The following is a 16,174-nucleotide window of genomic DNA, read 5'->3' as shown; positions in this document are numbered from 1 at the left end:
GTTAACCACATACCCGGCTTGTTGTTGATCTAAAACAACATAATTGACAGGGATATTGGGGTGAGAGGTAAAACCGTAAGGCGCCTGGCGGTGTTGGCGGCAGTAGGGCTACTTTGTCATGGCGCGTGGGCAGGGACGTGGAATATCGGTATTTTGGCCATGCGCGGCGAGGCGTCTACGCGTAGCCACTGGCAACCGTTGGCAAAGACATTAAGCCAACAGTTTCCAGGCGAAACCTTTCATATCCAGCCGCTGGATCTGCATCAAATGCAGGAAGCCGTTAACCAGGGAACCGTGCAGTTTGTGATAACCAACCCGGCGCAATTTGTCCAACTGAACAGCCATGCGCCGCTGCGCTGGTTAGCTTCCCTGCGTTCCACGCGCGATGGGAAAGCGGTGAGTAATGTTATTGGCAGCGTGATTTTGACCCGGCGCGATAGCGGCATCACCACGGCGCATGATCTCATCGGTAAGACAGTCGGCGCGATTGATGCTCAGGCGTTTGGCGGCTATTTATTAGGCTATAAAGCGCTCAGCGACGCGGGCTTACGCCCGGAGCGCGATTTTCATCTTCGTTTTACCGGATTTCCTGGCGATGCCTTAGTCTATATGCTGCGCGAAAAAGCGGTGCAGGCGGCAATTGTGCCAGTGTGCCTGTTAGAAAATATGGATCAGGAAGGATTGATTAATAAAAAGGACTTTATCGCGCTGCTTTCCCGACCGACGCCACTGCCTTGCTTAACCAGTACGCCGTTATATCCTGACTGGTCGTTCGCGGCGCTACCTGCGGTAAGCGATGCGCTGGCGGATCGCGTAACGCGAGCGCTATTCAACGCGCCCGCCGCCGCGTCATTTCACTGGGGCGCGCCAGCGTCGACCAGTCAGGTGGAAGCTTTGCTGCGTGATGTTCGTCAGCACCCTCAGCAGCGCCGACTGTGGCTGGATGTCAAAAGTTGGTTAATCCAGCACCAGCTAATGGTCGGTGGCGTGATTCTGGCGTTCCTGTTGCTCACGCTCAATTATATTTGGGTCATGCTGCTGGTGCGTCGACGCGGAAAACAACTGGAACGTAATAATGTAGTCCTTCATCAGCATGAGCGGGCGCTGGAAACCGCCCGGCAAATGAGCGTGTTGGGTGAAATGACCTCCGGGTTTGCCCATGAGCTTAATCAGCCGCTTTCCGCGATTCGACATTATGCCCAGGGGTGCCTGATTCGACTGCGCGCTGCAGATGAACAGCATCCCTTGCTGCCGGCGCTGGAGCAGATTGACCAGCAGGCGCAACGCGGTGCGGATACTCTGCGTAACCTGCGTCACTGGGTCAGCCAGGCGCAGGGCAACCCGGTGCTAACCGAAGCGTGGAAGGCCATAGCCATTCGCGAGGCGATTGATCATGTCTGGCAATTGTTGCGTATGGCGCAACAGTTTCCGACAGTGACTCTGCATACCGAGGTTAGCGCTGCGCTGCGCGTAACGCTGCCGTCAGTGCTGCTGGAACAGGTGCTGGCGAATATCATTCTTAATGCGGCTCAGGCGGGCGCCACCCATTTATGGGTCGTTGCTGAACGCACTGAACACGGCATCAGTATCGCTTTACAGGATAACGCCGGGGGAATCGATGAGGCGCTATTACGTCAGGCGTTTCAGCCGTTTATGACCACCCGCAAAGAGGGGATGGGCTTAGGGCTGGCGATTTGCCAGCGGCTGGTGCGGTATGGGCGGGGCGATATCAGTATCAGGAACCAGACCGCGCCGGACGGTCTGTCGGGAACGGTGGTCACGATACATTTCTTACATGAAAATGGGGGCAGGGATGGCGACAATTCATCTACTGGATGATGATACGGCGGTCACTAACGCGTGCGCGTTTTTACTGGAAAGTCTGGGATATGACGTAAAATGCTGGACGCAGGGGGCGGATTTTTTGGCGCAGGCCAGTCTGTATCAGGCCGGGGTCGTATTACTGGATATGCGAATGCCGGTACTGGATGGGCAGGGCGTTCATGATGCGTTGCGCCAGTGCGGAAGTACCCTGGCGGTTGTTTTTCTTACCGGGCATGGCGATGTACCGATGGCCGTGGAGCAGATGAAACGCGGCGCCGTCGATTTTCTGCAAAAACCGGTATCGGTAAAACCGCTACAGGCGGCGCTGGAGCGTGCGCTGACGGTTTCATCGGCAGCGGTGGCGCGTCGTGAGATTATACTGTGTTACCAGCAGTTGACGCCGAAAGAGCGTGAGCTGGCCAGCCTGGTGGCAAAAGGATTTATGAACCGTGAAATTGCGGAAGCGATGAATATCGCGGTGCGTACCGTAGAGGTGCACCGCGCCAGAGTCATGGAAAAAATGCAGGCCGGTAGCCTGGCGGAACTGATTAGGCGTTTCGAAAAAATGGCCTCGCCAGAGACCAGAATACGAACAACGTATGAGCCATGAATAATAAACCGCGTTATTTCTTTGATTTTTATCAAATTTTGTTTAATTGAGAAGACTGTTATATTCTGTTGGTTTGAGCTGGCGACGAGTAAAGCGTATGACAAAACCGACAAAAGATGACGAACTGTACCGCGAGATGTGCCGGGTGGTGGGCAAGGTCGTGCTGGAAATGCGCGATCTGGGGCAGGAGCCTAAATATATTGTTATTGCGGGCGTGTTAAGAACCGCGCTGGCGAATCAACGCATCCAACGTAGCGCGTTAGAAAAACAGGCTATGGAAACCGTGATTAACGCTCTGGCGCGGTCATAGCCGGTATCATGGTGGGAACGGCCTGTTGGCAATGACGAAATGCTAGTGGGCATCGCCTTTGAATCGTCGCGATTGTCACCATGGCGGGCTGGTTGCCCGCCGTTAGCGATGCGCAGGGTTATCAGGTGATGGCTAAGCGCAGCCCTAACGTATCAGGGTACGGCTCAAAATAATTCTGGCTGCGTAGATAGTCATCTGGATGTTCCGCCAGATAGTGCTTCAGCAGCGTTAACGGTGCCAGGATAGGTAGTTGGCCCGCCCGGTAGCCGAGAATCACCTCGCGTAATTCCGCGCGTTGCCTGCTGTTCAACGCGCGGTGAAAATAGCCCTGGATATGCATCAGCACATTGGTGTGATTTTTACGTGAAGCGGGGTGGCGCAGGATAGCCATCAGTTTTTCTCTGTATCGGACAAAGAAGGCATCCAGATCGCCCCACTCATGCAGACGCGCGACGAAAGGGCCAATTTCGCGGTAGCCGGCCTGGTGGTGGGCGAGAAGCTGAAGTTTGTATCGGCTATGAAACGCGAGCAAACTGTGACGACTCAAGCCCTGCGCGCGTAGCGCATTTAATTCATGTAGCGCGAAGATACGTGCGATGAAATTCTCGCGTAGTACCGGATCGTGCAGGCGACCATCTTCCTCTATCGGCAGCCAGGGATATTTGTCCATCATCGCGGCGGTAAACAGCCCCGTGCCAGCTTTGCGGCCCCTGTTACCCTTTTCATCATACAGGCGAACGCGCTCCATTCCGCAACTGGGCGATTTTGCACACACAATAAACCCCGCCAGTTCGCCTATTGTTGGCAGAAACCGATCGGCAAAGGCATTCATTCGCTCGGTGACGTCATCGTGCGGGGCATGGCTATAGCGCATCCGAATGTCGCCACAGGTCGTCTGGATAAGACGCAGCGCAGGGCGAGGCACGGGCAGGCCGATCGCCACCTCCGGGCAGATCGGTTTGTAGTCCACCCACGGCGCCAGAGAGTTCATGACAAAATCCATACGCTTATGTCCGCCATCAAAGCGTACCGTGGCGCCAGTCAGACATCCGCTAATGCCGACTACGGGTTTGTTATTCATGATTCCCCCTTATTGAAAGTACGACGACTGACGCCAATGGCGCAAAATGTTATCTCACGCTTATTTAAAACTTACACAACTTTGTTTTTTTGTCTAAGTTTTCGCGGAGATTTTTTTTGCGTAGTTAAATATCAATAAGATAGAATGAAGGGAAGAAATCTATTTCAGCGCTTATAGCGTGATAACCTCCAGCGAAGCGACCACGTTGCGCCACTGGGCAAGCTGTTTTTTCTGCCCGGCAGTGAGCTTTCCGGTGGTCACCAGGAACCATTTTCTCTGGGCGAACAGCTCGGGCGCCAGCGCGGCTGGTGGAGAGGGAAGCACATTGAGCCGCAGCTCTTGTCCGGTACGAGTCAACGCTTCCAGCCAGATTTCACAGTGATCCGAGAGATGCCATCCGCTAATAAAGGCATTGTTGCCAGGCGCTTTTCTGTCGCCTTCAAGGCAAAAAGAGGTGTAAGCAATAATGATGCCATCCAGTATTTCGCGCAGCGTCATCACGGCGGGAAGGTGCGCGGACACTTTGCTGCGCAACGGACGCAATAAATGGGTCACCAGTTCTGCGCGAGGATATTCCCGGCCACAGTCATAAATCAACTGCCGCAGCGCGTCAATTCGCCCTTCGTGGAGATGTTGGAGCATCGTCTCCTGGATCGTTATCCAGTTATCGCCAGGCGAATGACCGGACGCGACAGTAAGGGTTTGACCTGGCTTATCGGTACGCCTTTTCTCACCCAGTCGAGGATGCTAAGCGCTTGTCGAATATCGTCATCGCTGTATAAGCGATGCCCGCCATCAGTACGCTGCGGTTTCAATAAACCATAGCGTCGCTGCCATGCCCTTAGCGTGGCGGCATTGATACCGCATAGTCTGGCAAATTCGCCTATAGAATACGACATGGTAAAGCTCGTTAAATAAGGGGATTCTACTATATCATGATCAAATGAAGACTAAGGTAGTGATAAATGGTGCGGCATACCAGGGCATCCGTATGGATTTTGTCGATGATGAGCAATACTGCGTGGCGTAAGGCTCATCAAAATATGACCAATGCTTAATACCATCGGACGCCCCTGGTTAATACTCTATTAACCTCATTCTTCGGGCACAGTTAAGTAACTCTGTCACTTTATGAACCTGTAGCTTTCTCATCATATTCATCCGGTGTGTTTCGACGGTTTTTATACTGATATGTAGCTTTTCGCTGATCCCATGATTGGTATACCCCTCGTCAATAAGTTTAAGAACCTGACGCTCGCGCAAAGTAAGCAGTTGATGATTGGTCGTGTCAGCGTTTAATTCAGCCAGGATAGCTTCCCGATTCAACGTTGGGTCAATGTAACGCTTGTTTACTGCTACTGTTTGCAATGCCGCTAACAGAACTTGCTGACTACTGCTTTTTAAAACATAGCCATTAGCACCTGCGGCTAAAGTTTTAATGGTCATATACTCTTGTTGGTATGCTGTGTAAACCAGAATATTCATTGCTGGCCAACGCTGATGTAATTGAGGAATGATATCCAGGCCATTGATGCCAGGTAAGCTAAGATCAAGGATAAGTATGTCAGGCTCGTATGCGCAACAGGCATTATAAACCTCAAGACCATTTTTAACATGCTCTACAATTTTAAAATGAGGCCAGGGTAATAAGGCATTCATAATGCCGTTAATGATGATTTCATGATCGTCTACTAATAAGATCTTATATTCTTTCATTTTGCTGCCCTCGCGAAAATTAAGATAATATTAAGTAGTGGTGTAGTTTTTGAAGATCATACGTATTTTCTGGCGTAAGTCGGTTAGTTCCTCCAGCGCGATGATTTTCCCCATTTTTACGCGATTCTCAATGTCTATGACATAGCATACCAATTCAGTCTGCCCTATTTGACCTAAACAGCCTTTTAATGTGTGAATTAACTGATCGATTTTTTGTCCAGCCGATACAGCATTTTCAATATCAGCCAGCAAGAGGTCCAGTGATTGGAAAATCTTGCTATTAATGACCATATCATCTGTCGCCAGTAACGCTGAGCAGCGACTCGGATCCTGCTCCTGTAGCTCTATATTTCGCAAAAGTTGATATTCTGCGGCAATACTGATATAGCGAGCTAAGGTAGCCAATGTCACTGGTTTGGTAATGTAATGATGAATCCCATTTTTTTTACAACGATGAATATCTTCTGTCGCTACGCTAGCGGATAGCGCCACAAACATGCAGTCAGGATCTAAATTATTCGGCTCATCGTGCCATAATTGTACACATTCAATACCATCTATTTCTGGCATTCTAATGTCAATCAGTACTAAATCGAATCGCTGCTGTTGTGATAAAGTCAGAGCCTCGTTACTACTGGCGGCAACAGTGACGTGTTGTCCCAGGCTGACAAGCATTTTGCCGATGATATCCCGATTAATATCGGCATCATCAACCAAAAGAATCTGCAACTGCCAGGGGGGTAACAAATTATTTATTACTGGTATATTTGGTGTACACAATATTAACTGTTGCGCCAGGTCGTAGAGTTTTCCGGGGAAATACAAAAGCTCTGCGTTGAGAAGCGCATTTTGCTGGTGGGGTGGTTCGCCGCGTATTCCCCAGCAAGCCAGTTGGCGATGCAGGCAGAACGGCGCTGATAGTGTCCCTTTAATTGGTTGAGGCGGCTGGTATTCTTGTAAGGGTAATACTAGCGAGACACAGGTTCCAACCCCGGGGACACTTTTTAGTGTCAGATTACCGCCCATCATTTTAGCCAGGCTTGACGCAATAGTCAGTCCAATTCCTGTACCTTGCGAATTTGTGTCTGCTTGATAAAAAGCAGTAAAGATTTGAGACTGCTGCTGTATTTCAATCCCTTTACCGCTATCGCTAACCAGAAATATTAATTGTTCCTCATGACGCTTGACCGTCAGACGTATCCCTCCGGTTTCGGTAAATTTTACCGCATTCCCGAGTAAATTAACCAAAATTTGCCGTAAACGGATACTGTCGGTATGAAAATAGAGAGGGACATGTTGACCGACAAAAGTACGTAATGACAGTTTTTTGCTTTGCGCTGGCCCCTGGATGGTTTGCATTGCCTGGTCCAGTAACGGCAGTAACGCTGTTTCTTCCATATGTAATGTGAAATGACCAGACTCGATGCGTGAAAAATCCAGCAGATTATTAATAATAGCTAACAAAGACAGTGTACAATTTCTGGCGGTATCAGCTAATCCTTGCTGCTCTATGTTTAAAGGGGTGGTTTGTAATAATTCAATCGCACCGAGTACGCCATTCATCGGAGTACGTAACTCATGACTTATTACCGTAAGATGAATGCTTTTACGTTTGTTAGCTCGCTCAGCGCGTTTTTTTGCTTCATTTAGCGCCTGGGTGCGCTCTGCGACTTTGTTTTCCAGATTGTCGTATTGGACTTGTAGAGTATCAAGCAGTTGGTTAAAAGCACCGGCAATACTATCTAATTCATCCAGTCGTTGTGCTGGTAAACGTGTGCTCAGCGGTGCAGTTGCGGTTTTATTAATGACATCGACAAAACGCCATAACGGTTTGGCCAGTGAGCGATGTAGTAACCAGCAAAAAGCCGACGTCATCAACACCAATGCTGTTAATGTAAAGGGGATTTGTTGAAGGATAATTTTTAAGATGCGATTATGTAGATTACCGTATGGGTACAGCGTAACCAGACTCCATCCGGGGCCATGCAAGGTTGTGCGTAATATCAGAAATCCGGGAATTTGCTGCCATCCATCATGCAGCGTTACATTTTCTAACTGTGTACGTATTTTTTGCGGGATGTATGAAAACGGCAATAAGTGGTTGTTTTGATCCAGCCATACTCGAATACTATCATCTAATGGCAGGTGGCTCTTAGTAATGAGATCGGGAAGTTTAACCGTCACCCCAAAAAATACGCCTTGCTGATCGGCAACCGCAACGGAAGCGTGCCATCCTTTGCCGTTTATGTATTCTGGTTCACTCCAGTAAAACCCGGCATGGGTTGGGTATAAAGGAAAGCTTTTTCGCGTTAAAGGCTGTAGAGTTGAATAATCTGAAGGGTTATCAGTAGATAATAACGAAATCTCATTTTTATGATTAAGAATAAAACTATCGCGACGAAAGCTATTTTCATCGATATCAGAGGACTGCAGAAAGAGACGGTGCTTCTCTCCGTTTAGCGTCGGCGTGCAATTTGAAGGACCGACAGATAGATGCCGGCTCACCTCAGGGAAAATATCGTTATGATGAATCTCAGTCGCTAATGAGCATTGATACATTAAATTTTTAGCGTCACGTTCAGCTTCTTCAAACCGTTGATTGCTTAGTACAATATTCATCTCGGATAGAACGGATAAATCCTCTATTATATGCTGCCGTTTCTGAACCATTGATATATAAGCTGCGGTAAGCACAGATAGCAGCCAAATAATTATTGTTGTTAATAAAAATAAAAAAGTTAGCCTGATTACTAAAGATGTTTGCAGCGTATTCTTGAGATTGAGCAAATTCATAATGCTTCCCTCCAGTTGCCTGTTGCAAAATCTTTGGCACTTGATCACTATCGCAGTACATATAGTTTCATCAGAAGATTAATCGATGGTGTTATCATTAGGAAGATAAATTTCTTCATATATAACCCAGTCGATGACTACAATTACTTTTTAATAAGATGGCGATGTAAAAACATCGTAACAGTTTATTTAATAAATAATTTTTCAAATTGTAAGTTTTTATGTCAGTGCTGAAAATGTAATTGTGAATTTATCGGAAAATCCGAATGATAGAATCGCCTGTGACAAGGTATATGTAGACAGCATCCTGATATTGTACAAGAAAAGTATAGTCGAAATAAATGTGAATCAGGCTTTTTACGGATGTGGTTGTGAGCGAATTTGATAGAAACTCCCATTTATGTCTGAGGAGGGATTCATGCTGGCAGTTTTAAAAGGCATTCCATTAATTCAGGATATCAAGGCCGAAGGTAATAGCCGATCCTGGATAATGACTATTGATGGGCATCCTGCCAGAGGAGAAATTTTCTCAGAAGCATTTTCTATTTCTTTGTTCTTAAATGACCTGGAAAGCTTACCTAAGCCTTGTCTTGCCTATGTGACACTACTGCTTGCAGCACACCCGGACGTCCATGATTATGCTATACAGCTCACAGCGGATGGGGGATGGTTAAACGGTTATTATACCACAAGTAGTAGCTCTGAGCTTATTGCTATTGAGATAGAAAAACACCTGGCTTTAACTTGCATTTTAAAAAATGTAATACGCAATCACCATAAACTTTATTCGGGTGGGGTATAAAATGGTAGTAAATAAACGTTTAATCTTAATTTTACTATTTATACTCAATACAGCAAAGAGTGATGAGTTATCATGGAAAGGTAATGACTTCACCCTTTATGCCAGACAAATGCCATTAGCAGAGGTTTTACATCTGCTCTCAGAGAACTATGATACGGCTATTACTATTAGCCCATTGATAACAGCTACATTTAGTGGAAAAATTCCGCCTGGACCACCGGTCGATATTTTGAATAACCTGGCAGCACAATATGATTTGCTTACCTGGTTTGATGGCAGCATGTTATATGTATATCCTGCATCGTTATTAAAACATCAGGTTATCACTTTCAATATTTTATCTACTGGACGGTTCATTCATTACTTACGCAGCCAGAATATCCTTTCATCACCGGGATGCGAGGTTAAAGAAATTACCGGTACCAAAGCTGTGGAGGTGAGCGGTGTTCCCAGCTGCCTGACTCGTATTAGTCAATTAGCTTCAGTGCTGGATAATGCGTTAATCAAACGAAAAGACAGTGCGGTGAGTGTAAGTATATACACGCTTAAGTATGCCACTGCGATGGATACCCAATACCAATATCGCGATCAGTCCGTCGTGGTTCCAGGGGTCGTGAGTGTATTGCGTGAGATGAGTAAAACCAGCGTACCGGCGTCATCGACGAACAATGGTTCACCCGCTACACAGGCATTGCCCATGTTTGCTGCCGACCCACGCCAGAATGCAGTGATCGTTCGTGATTATGCGGCCAATATGGCCGGGTATCGGAAACTTATCACAGAATTAGATCAACGCCAGCAGATGATAGAGATTTCGGTGAAAATTATCGATGTTAATGCTGGAGATATTAACCAGTTAGGCATCGACTGGGGAACGGCAGTGTCGCTGGGTGGCAAGAAAATTGCGTTCAATACAGGTTTGAATGACGGTGGTGCTAGCGGTTTTTCAACGGTAATCAGCGATACCTCAAACTTTATGGTGCGTTTGAATGCCCTGGAAAAAAGCTCTCAGGCTTATGTACTTTCCCAGCCATCTGTGGTGACTTTAAATAATATCCAGGCTGTGCTGGATAAAAATATTACTTTCTATACCAAACTGCAGGGAGAAAAAGTGGCTAAACTTGAATCCATCACTACGGGTTCTTTGTTGCGCGTTACACCTCGCTTGTTAAATGATAATGGCACGCAAAAAATAATGCTTAATCTTAATATTCAGGATGGACAACAAAGTGATACGCAAAGCGAAACAGACCCGCTGCCCGAAGTGCAAAATTCTGAAATTGCTTCGCAGGCCACATTATTGGCCGGGCAAAGTCTATTGCTGGGAGGATTTAAACAAGGTAAACAAATCCACTCGCAAAATAAAATTCCTTTATTGGGCGATATTCCTGTCGTAGGCCATTTGTTTCGCAATGATACGACTCAAGTACATAGTGTAATCAGGCTTTTTTTGATTAAAGCCTCAGTAGTAAATAATGGCATATCTCATGGTTAATCCAAAGAGTTCCTGGAAAATACGTTTTTTAGGTCACGTTTTACAAGGCCGGGAAGTATGGCTGAATGAAGGTAACCTGTCACTGGGGGAGAAAGGATGCGATATTTGTATTCCGCTTACTATAAATGAAAAAATTATTCTGAGAGAACAGGCAGATAATTTATTTGTTGATGCCGGGAAAGCCAGAGTTAGAGTTAATGGCCGCAGATTTAATCCAAATAAGCCGCTACCATCCAGTGGGGTTTTGCAGGTTGCGGGAGTGGCTATCGCGTTTGGTAAACAGGATTGTGAACTTGCTGATTATCAAATACCCGTTTCCAGATCAGGGTACTGGTGGTTGGCTGGCGTATTCTTGATTTTCATCGGTGGAATGGGTGTCCTGTTAAGTATTAGTGGTCAGCCTGAAACGGTAAATGACTTACCTTTGCGGGTTAAGTTTTTATTAGACAAAAGCAATATTCATTATGTGCGGGCGCAATGGAAAGAAGATGGCAGCCTGCAGCTGTCCGGTTATTGCTCGTCAAGCGAACAGATGCAAAAGGTGAGAGCGACTCTCGAATCATGGGGGGTCATGTATCGGGATGGTGTAATCTGTGATGACTTATTGGTACGAGAAGTGCAGGATGTTTTGATAAAAATGGGTTACCCGCATGCTGAAGTATCCAGCGAAGGGCCGGGGAGCGTGTTAATTCATGATGATATACAAATGGATCAGCAATGGCGTAAGGTTCAACCATTACTTGCAGATATTCCCGGGTTATTGCACTGGCAGATTAGTCACTCTCATCAGTCTCAGGGAGATGATATTATTTCTGCGATAATAGAGAACGGTTTAGTGGGGCTTGTCAATGTTACGCCAATGCGGCGCTCTTTTGTTATCAGTGGTGTACTGGATGAATCTCATCAACGCATTTTGCAAGAAACGTTAGCAGCATTAAAGAAAAAGGATCCCGCTCTTTCTTTAATTTATCAGGATATTGCGCCTTCCCATGATGAAAGCAAGTATCTGCCTGCGCCAGTGGCTGGCTTTGTACAGAGTCGCCATGGTAATTACTTATTACTGACGAATAAAGAGCGTTTACGTGTAGGGGCATTGTTACCCAATGGGGGAGAAATTGTCCATCTGAGTGCCGATGTGGTAACGATTAAACATTATGATACTTTGATTAACTATCCATTAGATTTTAAGTGAGTGGAAAATGACAACTTTGACCCGGTTAGAAGATTTGCTGCTTCATTCGCGTGAAGAGGCCAAAGGCATAATTTTACAATTAAGGGCTGCCCGGAAACAGTTAGAAGAGAACAACGGCAAGTTACAGGATCCGCAGCAATATCAGCAAAACACCTTATTGCTTGAAGCGATCGAGCAGGCCGAAAATATCATCAACATTATTTATTATCGTTACCATAACAGCGCACTTGTAGTGAGTGAGCAAGAGTAAAGTAAAAATATCTTAGAGCCTATCCCACCAGGCGTTAATTGGCGCAGCCAGTTTGGACACGGATAGCGCGCAAAAACCGGAGCGTACACGTAGTACGTGAGGATTTTGAGCACTGCCCAGGTTCAAAATGGCAAGTAAAATAGCCCTAATGGGATAGACTCTTAGTTAGCACGTTAATTATCTATCGTGTATATGGAGGGGAATGATGATAAAGAAAAAGGCTGCGTTTAGTGAATATCGTGATTTAGAGCAAAGTTACATGCAGCTAAATCACTGTCTTAAAAAATTTCACCAAATCCGGGCTAAGGTGAGTCAACAGCTTGCTGAAAGGGCAGAGAGCCCCAAAAAGAGCAGAGAGACAGAGAGTATTCTTCATAACCTATTTCCACAAGGCGTTGCCGGGGTTAACCAGGAGGCCGAGAAGGATTTAAAGAAAATAGTAAGTTTGTTTAAACAACTTGAAGTACGACTGAAACAACTTAATGCTCAAGCCCCGGTGGAGATACCGTCAGGAAAAACAAAAAGGTAAAGCATAATGTCTTCAGGAAACATCTTATGGGGAAGTCAAAACCCTATTGTGTTTAAAAATAGCTTCGGCGTCAGCAACGCTGATACCGGGAGCCAGGATGACTTATCCCAGCAAAATCCGTTTGCCGAAGGGTATGGTGTTTTGCTTATTCTCCTTATGGTTATTCAGGCTATCGCAAATAATAAATTTATTGAAGTCCAGAAGAACGCTGAACGTGCCAGAAATACCCAGGAAAAGTCAAATGAGATGGATGAGGTGATTGCTAAAGCAGCCAAAGGGGATGCTAAAACCAAAGAGGAGGTGCCTGAGGATGTAATTAAATACATGCGTGATAATGGTATTCTCATCGATGGTATGACCATTGATGATTATATGGCTAAATATGGCGATCATGGGAAGCTGGATAAAGGTGGCCTACAGGCGATCAAAGCGGCTTTGGATAATGACGCCAACCGGAATACCGATCTTATGAGTCAGGGGCAGATAACAATTCAAAAAATGTCTCAGGAGCTTAACGCTGTCCTTACCCAACTGACAGGGCTTATCAGTAAGTGGGGGGAAATTTCCAGTATGATAGCGCAGAAAACGTACTCATGAAAAAAGACCCGACCCTACAACAGGCACATGACACGATGCGGTTTTTCCGGCGTGGCGGCTCGCTGCGTATGTTGTTGGATGACGATGTTACACAGCCGCTTAATACTCTGTATCGCTATGCCATGCAGCTTATGGAGGTAAAAGAGTTCGCCGGCGCAGCGCGACTTTTTCAATTGTTGACGATATATGATGCCTGGTCATTTGACTACTGGTTTAGGTTAGGGGAATGCTGCCAGGCTCAAAAACATTGGGGGGAAGCGATATACGCTTATGGACGCGCGGCACAAATTAAGATTGATGCGCCGCAGGCGCCATGGGCCGCAGCGGAATGCTATCTCGCGTGTGATAACGTCTATTATGCAATCAAAGCGTTAAAGGCCGTGGTGCGTATTTGCGGCGAGGTCAGTGAACATCAAATTCTCCGACAGCGTGCAGAAAAGATGTTACAGCAACTTTCTGACAGGAGCTAAAAATGAATCGAATTCACAGTAATAGCGATAGCGCCGCAGGAGTAACCGCCTTAACACATCATCACTTAAGCAATGTCAGTTGCGTTTCCTCGGGTTCGCTGGGAAAGCGCCAGCATCGTGTGAATTCTACTTTTGGCGATGGCAACGCCGCGTGTCTGCTATCCGGGAAAATTAGTCTTCAGGAGGCAAGCAATGCGTTGAAGCAACTGCTTGATGCCGTACCCGGAAATCATAAGCGTCCATCATTGCCTGACTTTTTGCAGACCAATCCCGCGGTTTTATCAATGTTGATGACGACATTAATACTCAGCGTTTTTGGTAATAACGCTCAATCGTTATGCCAACAGCTTGAGCGGGCAACTGAGGTGCAAAATGCATTACGTGATAAGCAGGTAAAGGAGTATCAGGAGCAGATCCAGAAAGCGATAGAGCAGGAGGATAAAGCGCGTAAAGCGGGCATTTTTGGCGCTATTTTTGACTGGATTACCGGCATATTTGAAACCGTGATTGGCGCCTTAAAAGTTGTGGAAGGTTTTCTGTCCGGTAATCCCGCAGAAATGGCTAGCGGCGTAGCTTATATGGCCGCAGGTTGTGCAGGAATGGTTAAAGCCGGAGCCGAAACGGCAATGATGTGCGGTGCTGACCACGATACCTGTCAGGCGATTATTGACGTGACAAGTAAGATTCAATTTGGTTGTGAAGCCGTCGCGCTGGCACTGGATGTTTTCCAGATTGGCCGTGCTTTTATGGCGACGAGAGGTTTATCTGGCGCAGCTGCAAAAGTGCTTGACTCCGGTTTTGGCGAGGAAATGGTTGAGCGTATGGTAGGTGCAGGGGAAGCAGAAATAGAGGCGTTGGCTGAAAAGTTTGGCGAAGAAGTGAGCGAAAGTTTTTCCAAACAATTTGAGCCGCTTGAACGTGAAATGGCTATGGCGAATGAGATGGCAGAGGAGGCTGCCGAGTTTTCTCGTAACGTAGAAAATAATATGACGCGAAGCGCGGGAAAAAGCTTTACGAAAGAGGGGGTGAAAGCCATGGCAAAAGAAGCGGCAAAAGAAGCCCTGGAAAAATGTGTGCAAGAAGGGGAAAAGTTTCTGTTAAAAAATTTTCGTAATAAAGTTCTCTTCAATATGTTCAAAAAAATCCTGTATGCCTTACTGAGGGATTGTTCATTTAAAGGCTTACAGGCTATCAGATGTGCAACCGAGGGTGCCAATCAGATGAATACTGGCATGGTTAACACAGAAAAAGCGAAGCTTGAAAAGAAAATAGAGCAATTAATAACTCAGCAACGGTTTCTGGATTTCATAATGCAACAAACGGATGACCAAAAAAAGATAGAACAAAAACGCTTAGAGGAGCTTTATAAGGGTAGCGGTGCCGCGCTTAGAGATGTATTAGATACCATTGATCACTATAGTAGCGTTCAGGCGAGAATAGCTGGCTGGCGCGCTTAATCTGAGGATAAAAATATGGAAGCGAGTAACGTAGCACTGGTATTACCAGCGCCTTCCTTGTTAACGCCTTCTTCCACTCCATCTCCCTCCGGGGAGGGAATGGGTACTGAATCAATGCTTCTGTTATTTGATGATATCTGGATGAAGCTAATGGAGCTTGCCAAAAAGCTGCGCGATATCATGCGCAGCTATAACGTAGAAAAACAACGACTGTCCTGGGAACTGCAAGTCAATGTTTTGCAGACGCAAATGAAAACAATTGATCAAGCGTTTAAAGCATCAATGATTACTGCGGGTGGCGCCATGTTGTCGGGAGTGCTGACGATAGGATTAGGGGCTGTAGGCGGGGAAACCGGTCTTATAGCGGGTCAAGCCGTAGGACACACCGCTGGGGGAGTCATGGGCCTGGGGGCCGGTGTAGCGCAACGTCAAAGTGATCAAGATAAAGCGATTGCCGACCTGCAACAAAATGGGGCCCAATCTTATAATAAATCCCTGACGGACATTATGGAGAAAGCAACTGAAATTATGCAGCAAATCATCGGCGTGGGGTCGTCACTGGTCACGGTTCTTGCTGAAATACTCCGGGCATTAACGAGGTAAATATGGTGCAAGAAATAGAGCAATGGTTGCGTCGGCATCAGGTGTTTACTGAGCCTGCATATTTAGGGGAGACCGCCATATTACTTGGGCAGCAGTTTATATTATCGCCTTACCTGGTGATCTATCGTATTGAGGCAAAAGAAATGATTATTTGTGAGTTCAGGCGCCTGACGCCCGGGCAACCTCGACCACAGCAATTGTTTCACTTACTGGGACTTTTACGCGGGATATTTGTGCATCACCCGCAGTTAACATGTTTAAAGATGTTGATAATCACCGACGTTCTGGATGAAAAAAAAGCCATGCTACGCAGGAAATTATTGCGCATCCTGACAGTAATGGGAGCGACCTTTACACAGCTTGATGGCGATAACTGGACAGTTTTATCCGCCGAGCATCTTATCCAGCGACGTTTTTAAATGACCTTCCTGACGTAAATCATTAT

The 16,174-nt window shown here is 46.5% G+C and carries 16 protein-coding genes and 1 pseudogene; 13 read left to right on the top strand and 4 right to left on the bottom strand.

Translation table 11 applies throughout. From position 1 onward, the window contains the following. The first annotated feature begins 60 nt into the window (after window positions 1-60). The 3 genes from ttrS to fumD all read left to right on the top strand — a co-directional run bounded on the left by ttrS (window position 61) and on the right by fumD (window position 2,744). Entirely contained in the window at window positions 61-1,839 is a 1,779-nt protein-coding gene (gene ttrS / locus N7E69_RS21285; RefSeq protein WP_001214400.1) for a tetrathionate respiration histidine kinase TtrS, read from the top strand. Continuing rightward, window positions 1,814-2,434: a tetrathionate respiration response regulator TtrR gene (gene ttrR, locus N7E69_RS21280; RefSeq protein WP_000190927.1), complete on the top strand. Its 621-nt coding sequence runs from the start codon at window positions 1,814-1,816 to the stop codon at window positions 2,432-2,434. The genes ttrS and ttrR overlap by 26 nt, the downstream gene beginning before the upstream one ends. Window positions 2,435-2,531: 97 nt before the next feature. Further along, a complete protein-coding gene (gene fumD / locus N7E69_RS21275; RefSeq protein WP_000165779.1) occupies window positions 2,532-2,744 on the top strand; it encodes a fumarate hydratase FumD in 213 nt (70 codons plus the stop codon). 121 nt (window positions 2,745-2,865) lie between these two features. Here the strand turns inward: fumD and mlrB are convergent, their stop codons facing one another. The 4 genes and pseudogenes from mlrB to N7E69_RS21255 all read right to left on the bottom strand — a co-directional run bounded on the left by mlrB (window position 2,866) and on the right by N7E69_RS21255 (window position 8,334). After that, a complete protein-coding gene (gene mlrB / locus N7E69_RS21270) occupies window positions 2,866-3,825 on the bottom strand; it encodes a transcriptional regulator MlrB (RefSeq protein ID WP_001060733.1) in 960 nt (319 codons plus the stop codon). 171 nt (window positions 3,826-3,996) lie between these two features. After that, window positions 3,997-4,724 (bottom strand): annotated as a pseudogene (locus N7E69_RS21265) (MerR family transcriptional regulator). Between the two features lie 178 nt (window positions 4,725-4,902). Next, window positions 4,903-5,541, bottom strand: a complete 639-nt coding sequence (locus tag N7E69_RS21260; protein ID WP_000666335.1) for a two component system response regulator — start codon at window positions 5,539-5,541, stop codon at window positions 4,903-4,905. A 30-nt stretch (window positions 5,542-5,571) separates the two neighbouring features. Next, window positions 5,572-8,334: a two component system sensor kinase gene (locus N7E69_RS21255; protein ID WP_001050775.1), complete on the bottom strand. Its 2,763-nt coding sequence runs from the start codon at window positions 8,332-8,334 to the stop codon at window positions 5,572-5,574. A gap of 400 nt (window positions 8,335-8,734) precedes the next feature. Here N7E69_RS21255 and spiC point away from each other — a divergent pair, with 400 nt between their 5' ends. From spiC to sseE, 10 genes are all read left to right on the top strand, one after another. After that, on the top strand, window positions 8,735-9,136 hold the full coding sequence (gene spiC / locus N7E69_RS21250) for an SPI-2 type III secretion system protein SpiC (protein ID WP_001562740.1): 402 nt from the start codon (window positions 8,735-8,737) through the stop codon (window positions 9,134-9,136). A 1-nt stretch (window position 9,137) separates the two neighbouring features. Next, window positions 9,138-10,631 carry an SPI-2 type III secretion system protein SpiA gene (spiA, locus tag N7E69_RS21245; RefSeq protein WP_000261279.1) on the top strand — a complete coding sequence of 498 codons (1,494 nt, stop codon included), beginning with the start codon at window positions 9,138-9,140 and terminating at the stop codon, window positions 10,629-10,631. Then, window positions 10,612-11,823, top strand: coding sequence for a SctD family type III secretion system inner membrane ring subunit SsaD (gene ssaD / locus N7E69_RS21240; RefSeq protein WP_000323791.1), 1,212 nt, complete (start codon window positions 10,612-10,614; stop codon window positions 11,821-11,823). Before spiA ends, ssaD begins: the two co-directional genes overlap by 20 nt. A gap of 7 nt (window positions 11,824-11,830) precedes the next feature. Then, on the top strand, window positions 11,831-12,073 hold the full coding sequence (ssaE, locus tag N7E69_RS21235; protein ID WP_000210202.1) for a YscE family type III secretion system co-chaperone SsaE: 243 nt from the start codon (window positions 11,831-11,833) through the stop codon (window positions 12,071-12,073). A gap of 202 nt (window positions 12,074-12,275) precedes the next feature. Next, complete coding sequence (gene sseA, locus N7E69_RS21230) at window positions 12,276-12,602, top strand: SPI-2 type III secretion system chaperone SseA (protein WP_000972855.1); 327 nt, start codon at window positions 12,276-12,278, stop codon at window positions 12,600-12,602. Between the two features lie 6 nt (window positions 12,603-12,608). Further along, window positions 12,609-13,199 (top strand): SPI-2 type III secretion system translocon protein SseB, encoded by a 591-nt coding sequence (gene sseB / locus N7E69_RS21225; protein WP_000094422.1) that lies wholly within the window; start codon window positions 12,609-12,611, stop codon window positions 13,197-13,199. Continuing rightward, window positions 13,196-13,669: a SycD/LcrH family type III secretion system chaperone SscA gene (sscA, locus tag N7E69_RS21220; RefSeq protein WP_000711026.1), complete on the top strand. Its 474-nt coding sequence runs from the start codon at window positions 13,196-13,198 to the stop codon at window positions 13,667-13,669. Before sseB ends, sscA begins: the two co-directional genes overlap by 4 nt. Window positions 13,670-13,671: 2 nt before the next feature. Then, window positions 13,672-15,126 carry an SPI-2 type III secretion system translocon protein SseC gene (gene sseC, locus N7E69_RS21215; RefSeq protein WP_001079751.1) on the top strand — a complete coding sequence of 485 codons (1,455 nt, stop codon included), beginning with the start codon at window positions 13,672-13,674 and terminating at the stop codon, window positions 15,124-15,126. 15 nt (window positions 15,127-15,141) lie between these two features. Continuing rightward, entirely contained in the window at window positions 15,142-15,729 is a 588-nt protein-coding gene (gene sseD, locus N7E69_RS21210; protein ID WP_000388329.1) for an SPI-2 type III secretion system translocon protein SseD, read from the top strand. A gap of 2 nt (window positions 15,730-15,731) precedes the next feature. Then, window positions 15,732-16,148, top strand: coding sequence for an LcrR family type III secretion system chaperone SseE (gene sseE / locus N7E69_RS21205; RefSeq protein ID WP_000249606.1), 417 nt, complete (start codon window positions 15,732-15,734; stop codon window positions 16,146-16,148). Window positions 16,149-16,174 lie beyond the last annotated feature (26 nt).

It is taken from the genome of Salmonella sp. 3C, from assembly GCF_025426275.1.
Taxonomy (GTDB): domain Bacteria; phylum Pseudomonadota; class Gammaproteobacteria; order Enterobacterales; family Enterobacteriaceae; genus Salmonella; species Salmonella enterica.
Note: the sequence above shows the minus strand (reverse complement) of the source record. Positions and strands in the feature narration are given on the sequence as shown.

What these genes read in the sequence shown, in the direction of transcription:
- ttrR (WP_000190927.1), top strand. Translation starts at nt 1,814, where the DNA reads ATGGCGACAATTCATCTACTGGATGATGATACGGCGGTCACTAACGCG.
- fumD (WP_000165779.1), top strand. Translation starts at nt 2,532, where the DNA reads ATGACAAAACCGACAAAAGATGACGAACTGTACCGCGAGATGTGCCGG.
- mlrB (WP_001060733.1), bottom strand. Translation starts at nt 3,825, where the DNA reads ATGAATAACAAACCCGTAGTCGGCATTAGCGGATGTCTGACTGGCGCC.
- N7E69_RS21260 (WP_000666335.1), bottom strand. Translation starts at nt 5,541, where the DNA reads ATGAAAGAATATAAGATCTTATTAGTAGACGATCATGAAATCATCATT.
- N7E69_RS21255 (WP_001050775.1), bottom strand. Translation starts at nt 8,334, where the DNA reads ATGAATTTGCTCAATCTCAAGAATACGCTGCAAACATCTTTAGTAATC.
- spiC (WP_001562740.1), top strand. Translation starts at nt 8,735, where the DNA reads ATGTCTGAGGAGGGATTCATGCTGGCAGTTTTAAAAGGCATTCCATTA.
- spiA (WP_000261279.1), top strand. Translation starts at nt 9,138, where the DNA reads ATGGTAGTAAATAAACGTTTAATCTTAATTTTACTATTTATACTCAAT.
- ssaD (WP_000323791.1), top strand. Translation starts at nt 10,612, where the DNA reads ATGGCATATCTCATGGTTAATCCAAAGAGTTCCTGGAAAATACGTTTT.
- ssaE (WP_000210202.1), top strand. Translation starts at nt 11,831, where the DNA reads ATGACAACTTTGACCCGGTTAGAAGATTTGCTGCTTCATTCGCGTGAA.
- sseA (WP_000972855.1), top strand. Translation starts at nt 12,276, where the DNA reads ATGATGATAAAGAAAAAGGCTGCGTTTAGTGAATATCGTGATTTAGAG.
- sseB (WP_000094422.1), top strand. Translation starts at nt 12,609, where the DNA reads ATGTCTTCAGGAAACATCTTATGGGGAAGTCAAAACCCTATTGTGTTT.
- sscA (WP_000711026.1), top strand. Translation starts at nt 13,196, where the DNA reads ATGAAAAAAGACCCGACCCTACAACAGGCACATGACACGATGCGGTTT.
- sseC (WP_001079751.1), top strand. Translation starts at nt 13,672, where the DNA reads ATGAATCGAATTCACAGTAATAGCGATAGCGCCGCAGGAGTAACCGCC.
- sseD (WP_000388329.1), top strand. Translation starts at nt 15,142, where the DNA reads ATGGAAGCGAGTAACGTAGCACTGGTATTACCAGCGCCTTCCTTGTTA.
- sseE (WP_000249606.1), top strand. Translation starts at nt 15,732, where the DNA reads ATGGTGCAAGAAATAGAGCAATGGTTGCGTCGGCATCAGGTGTTTACT.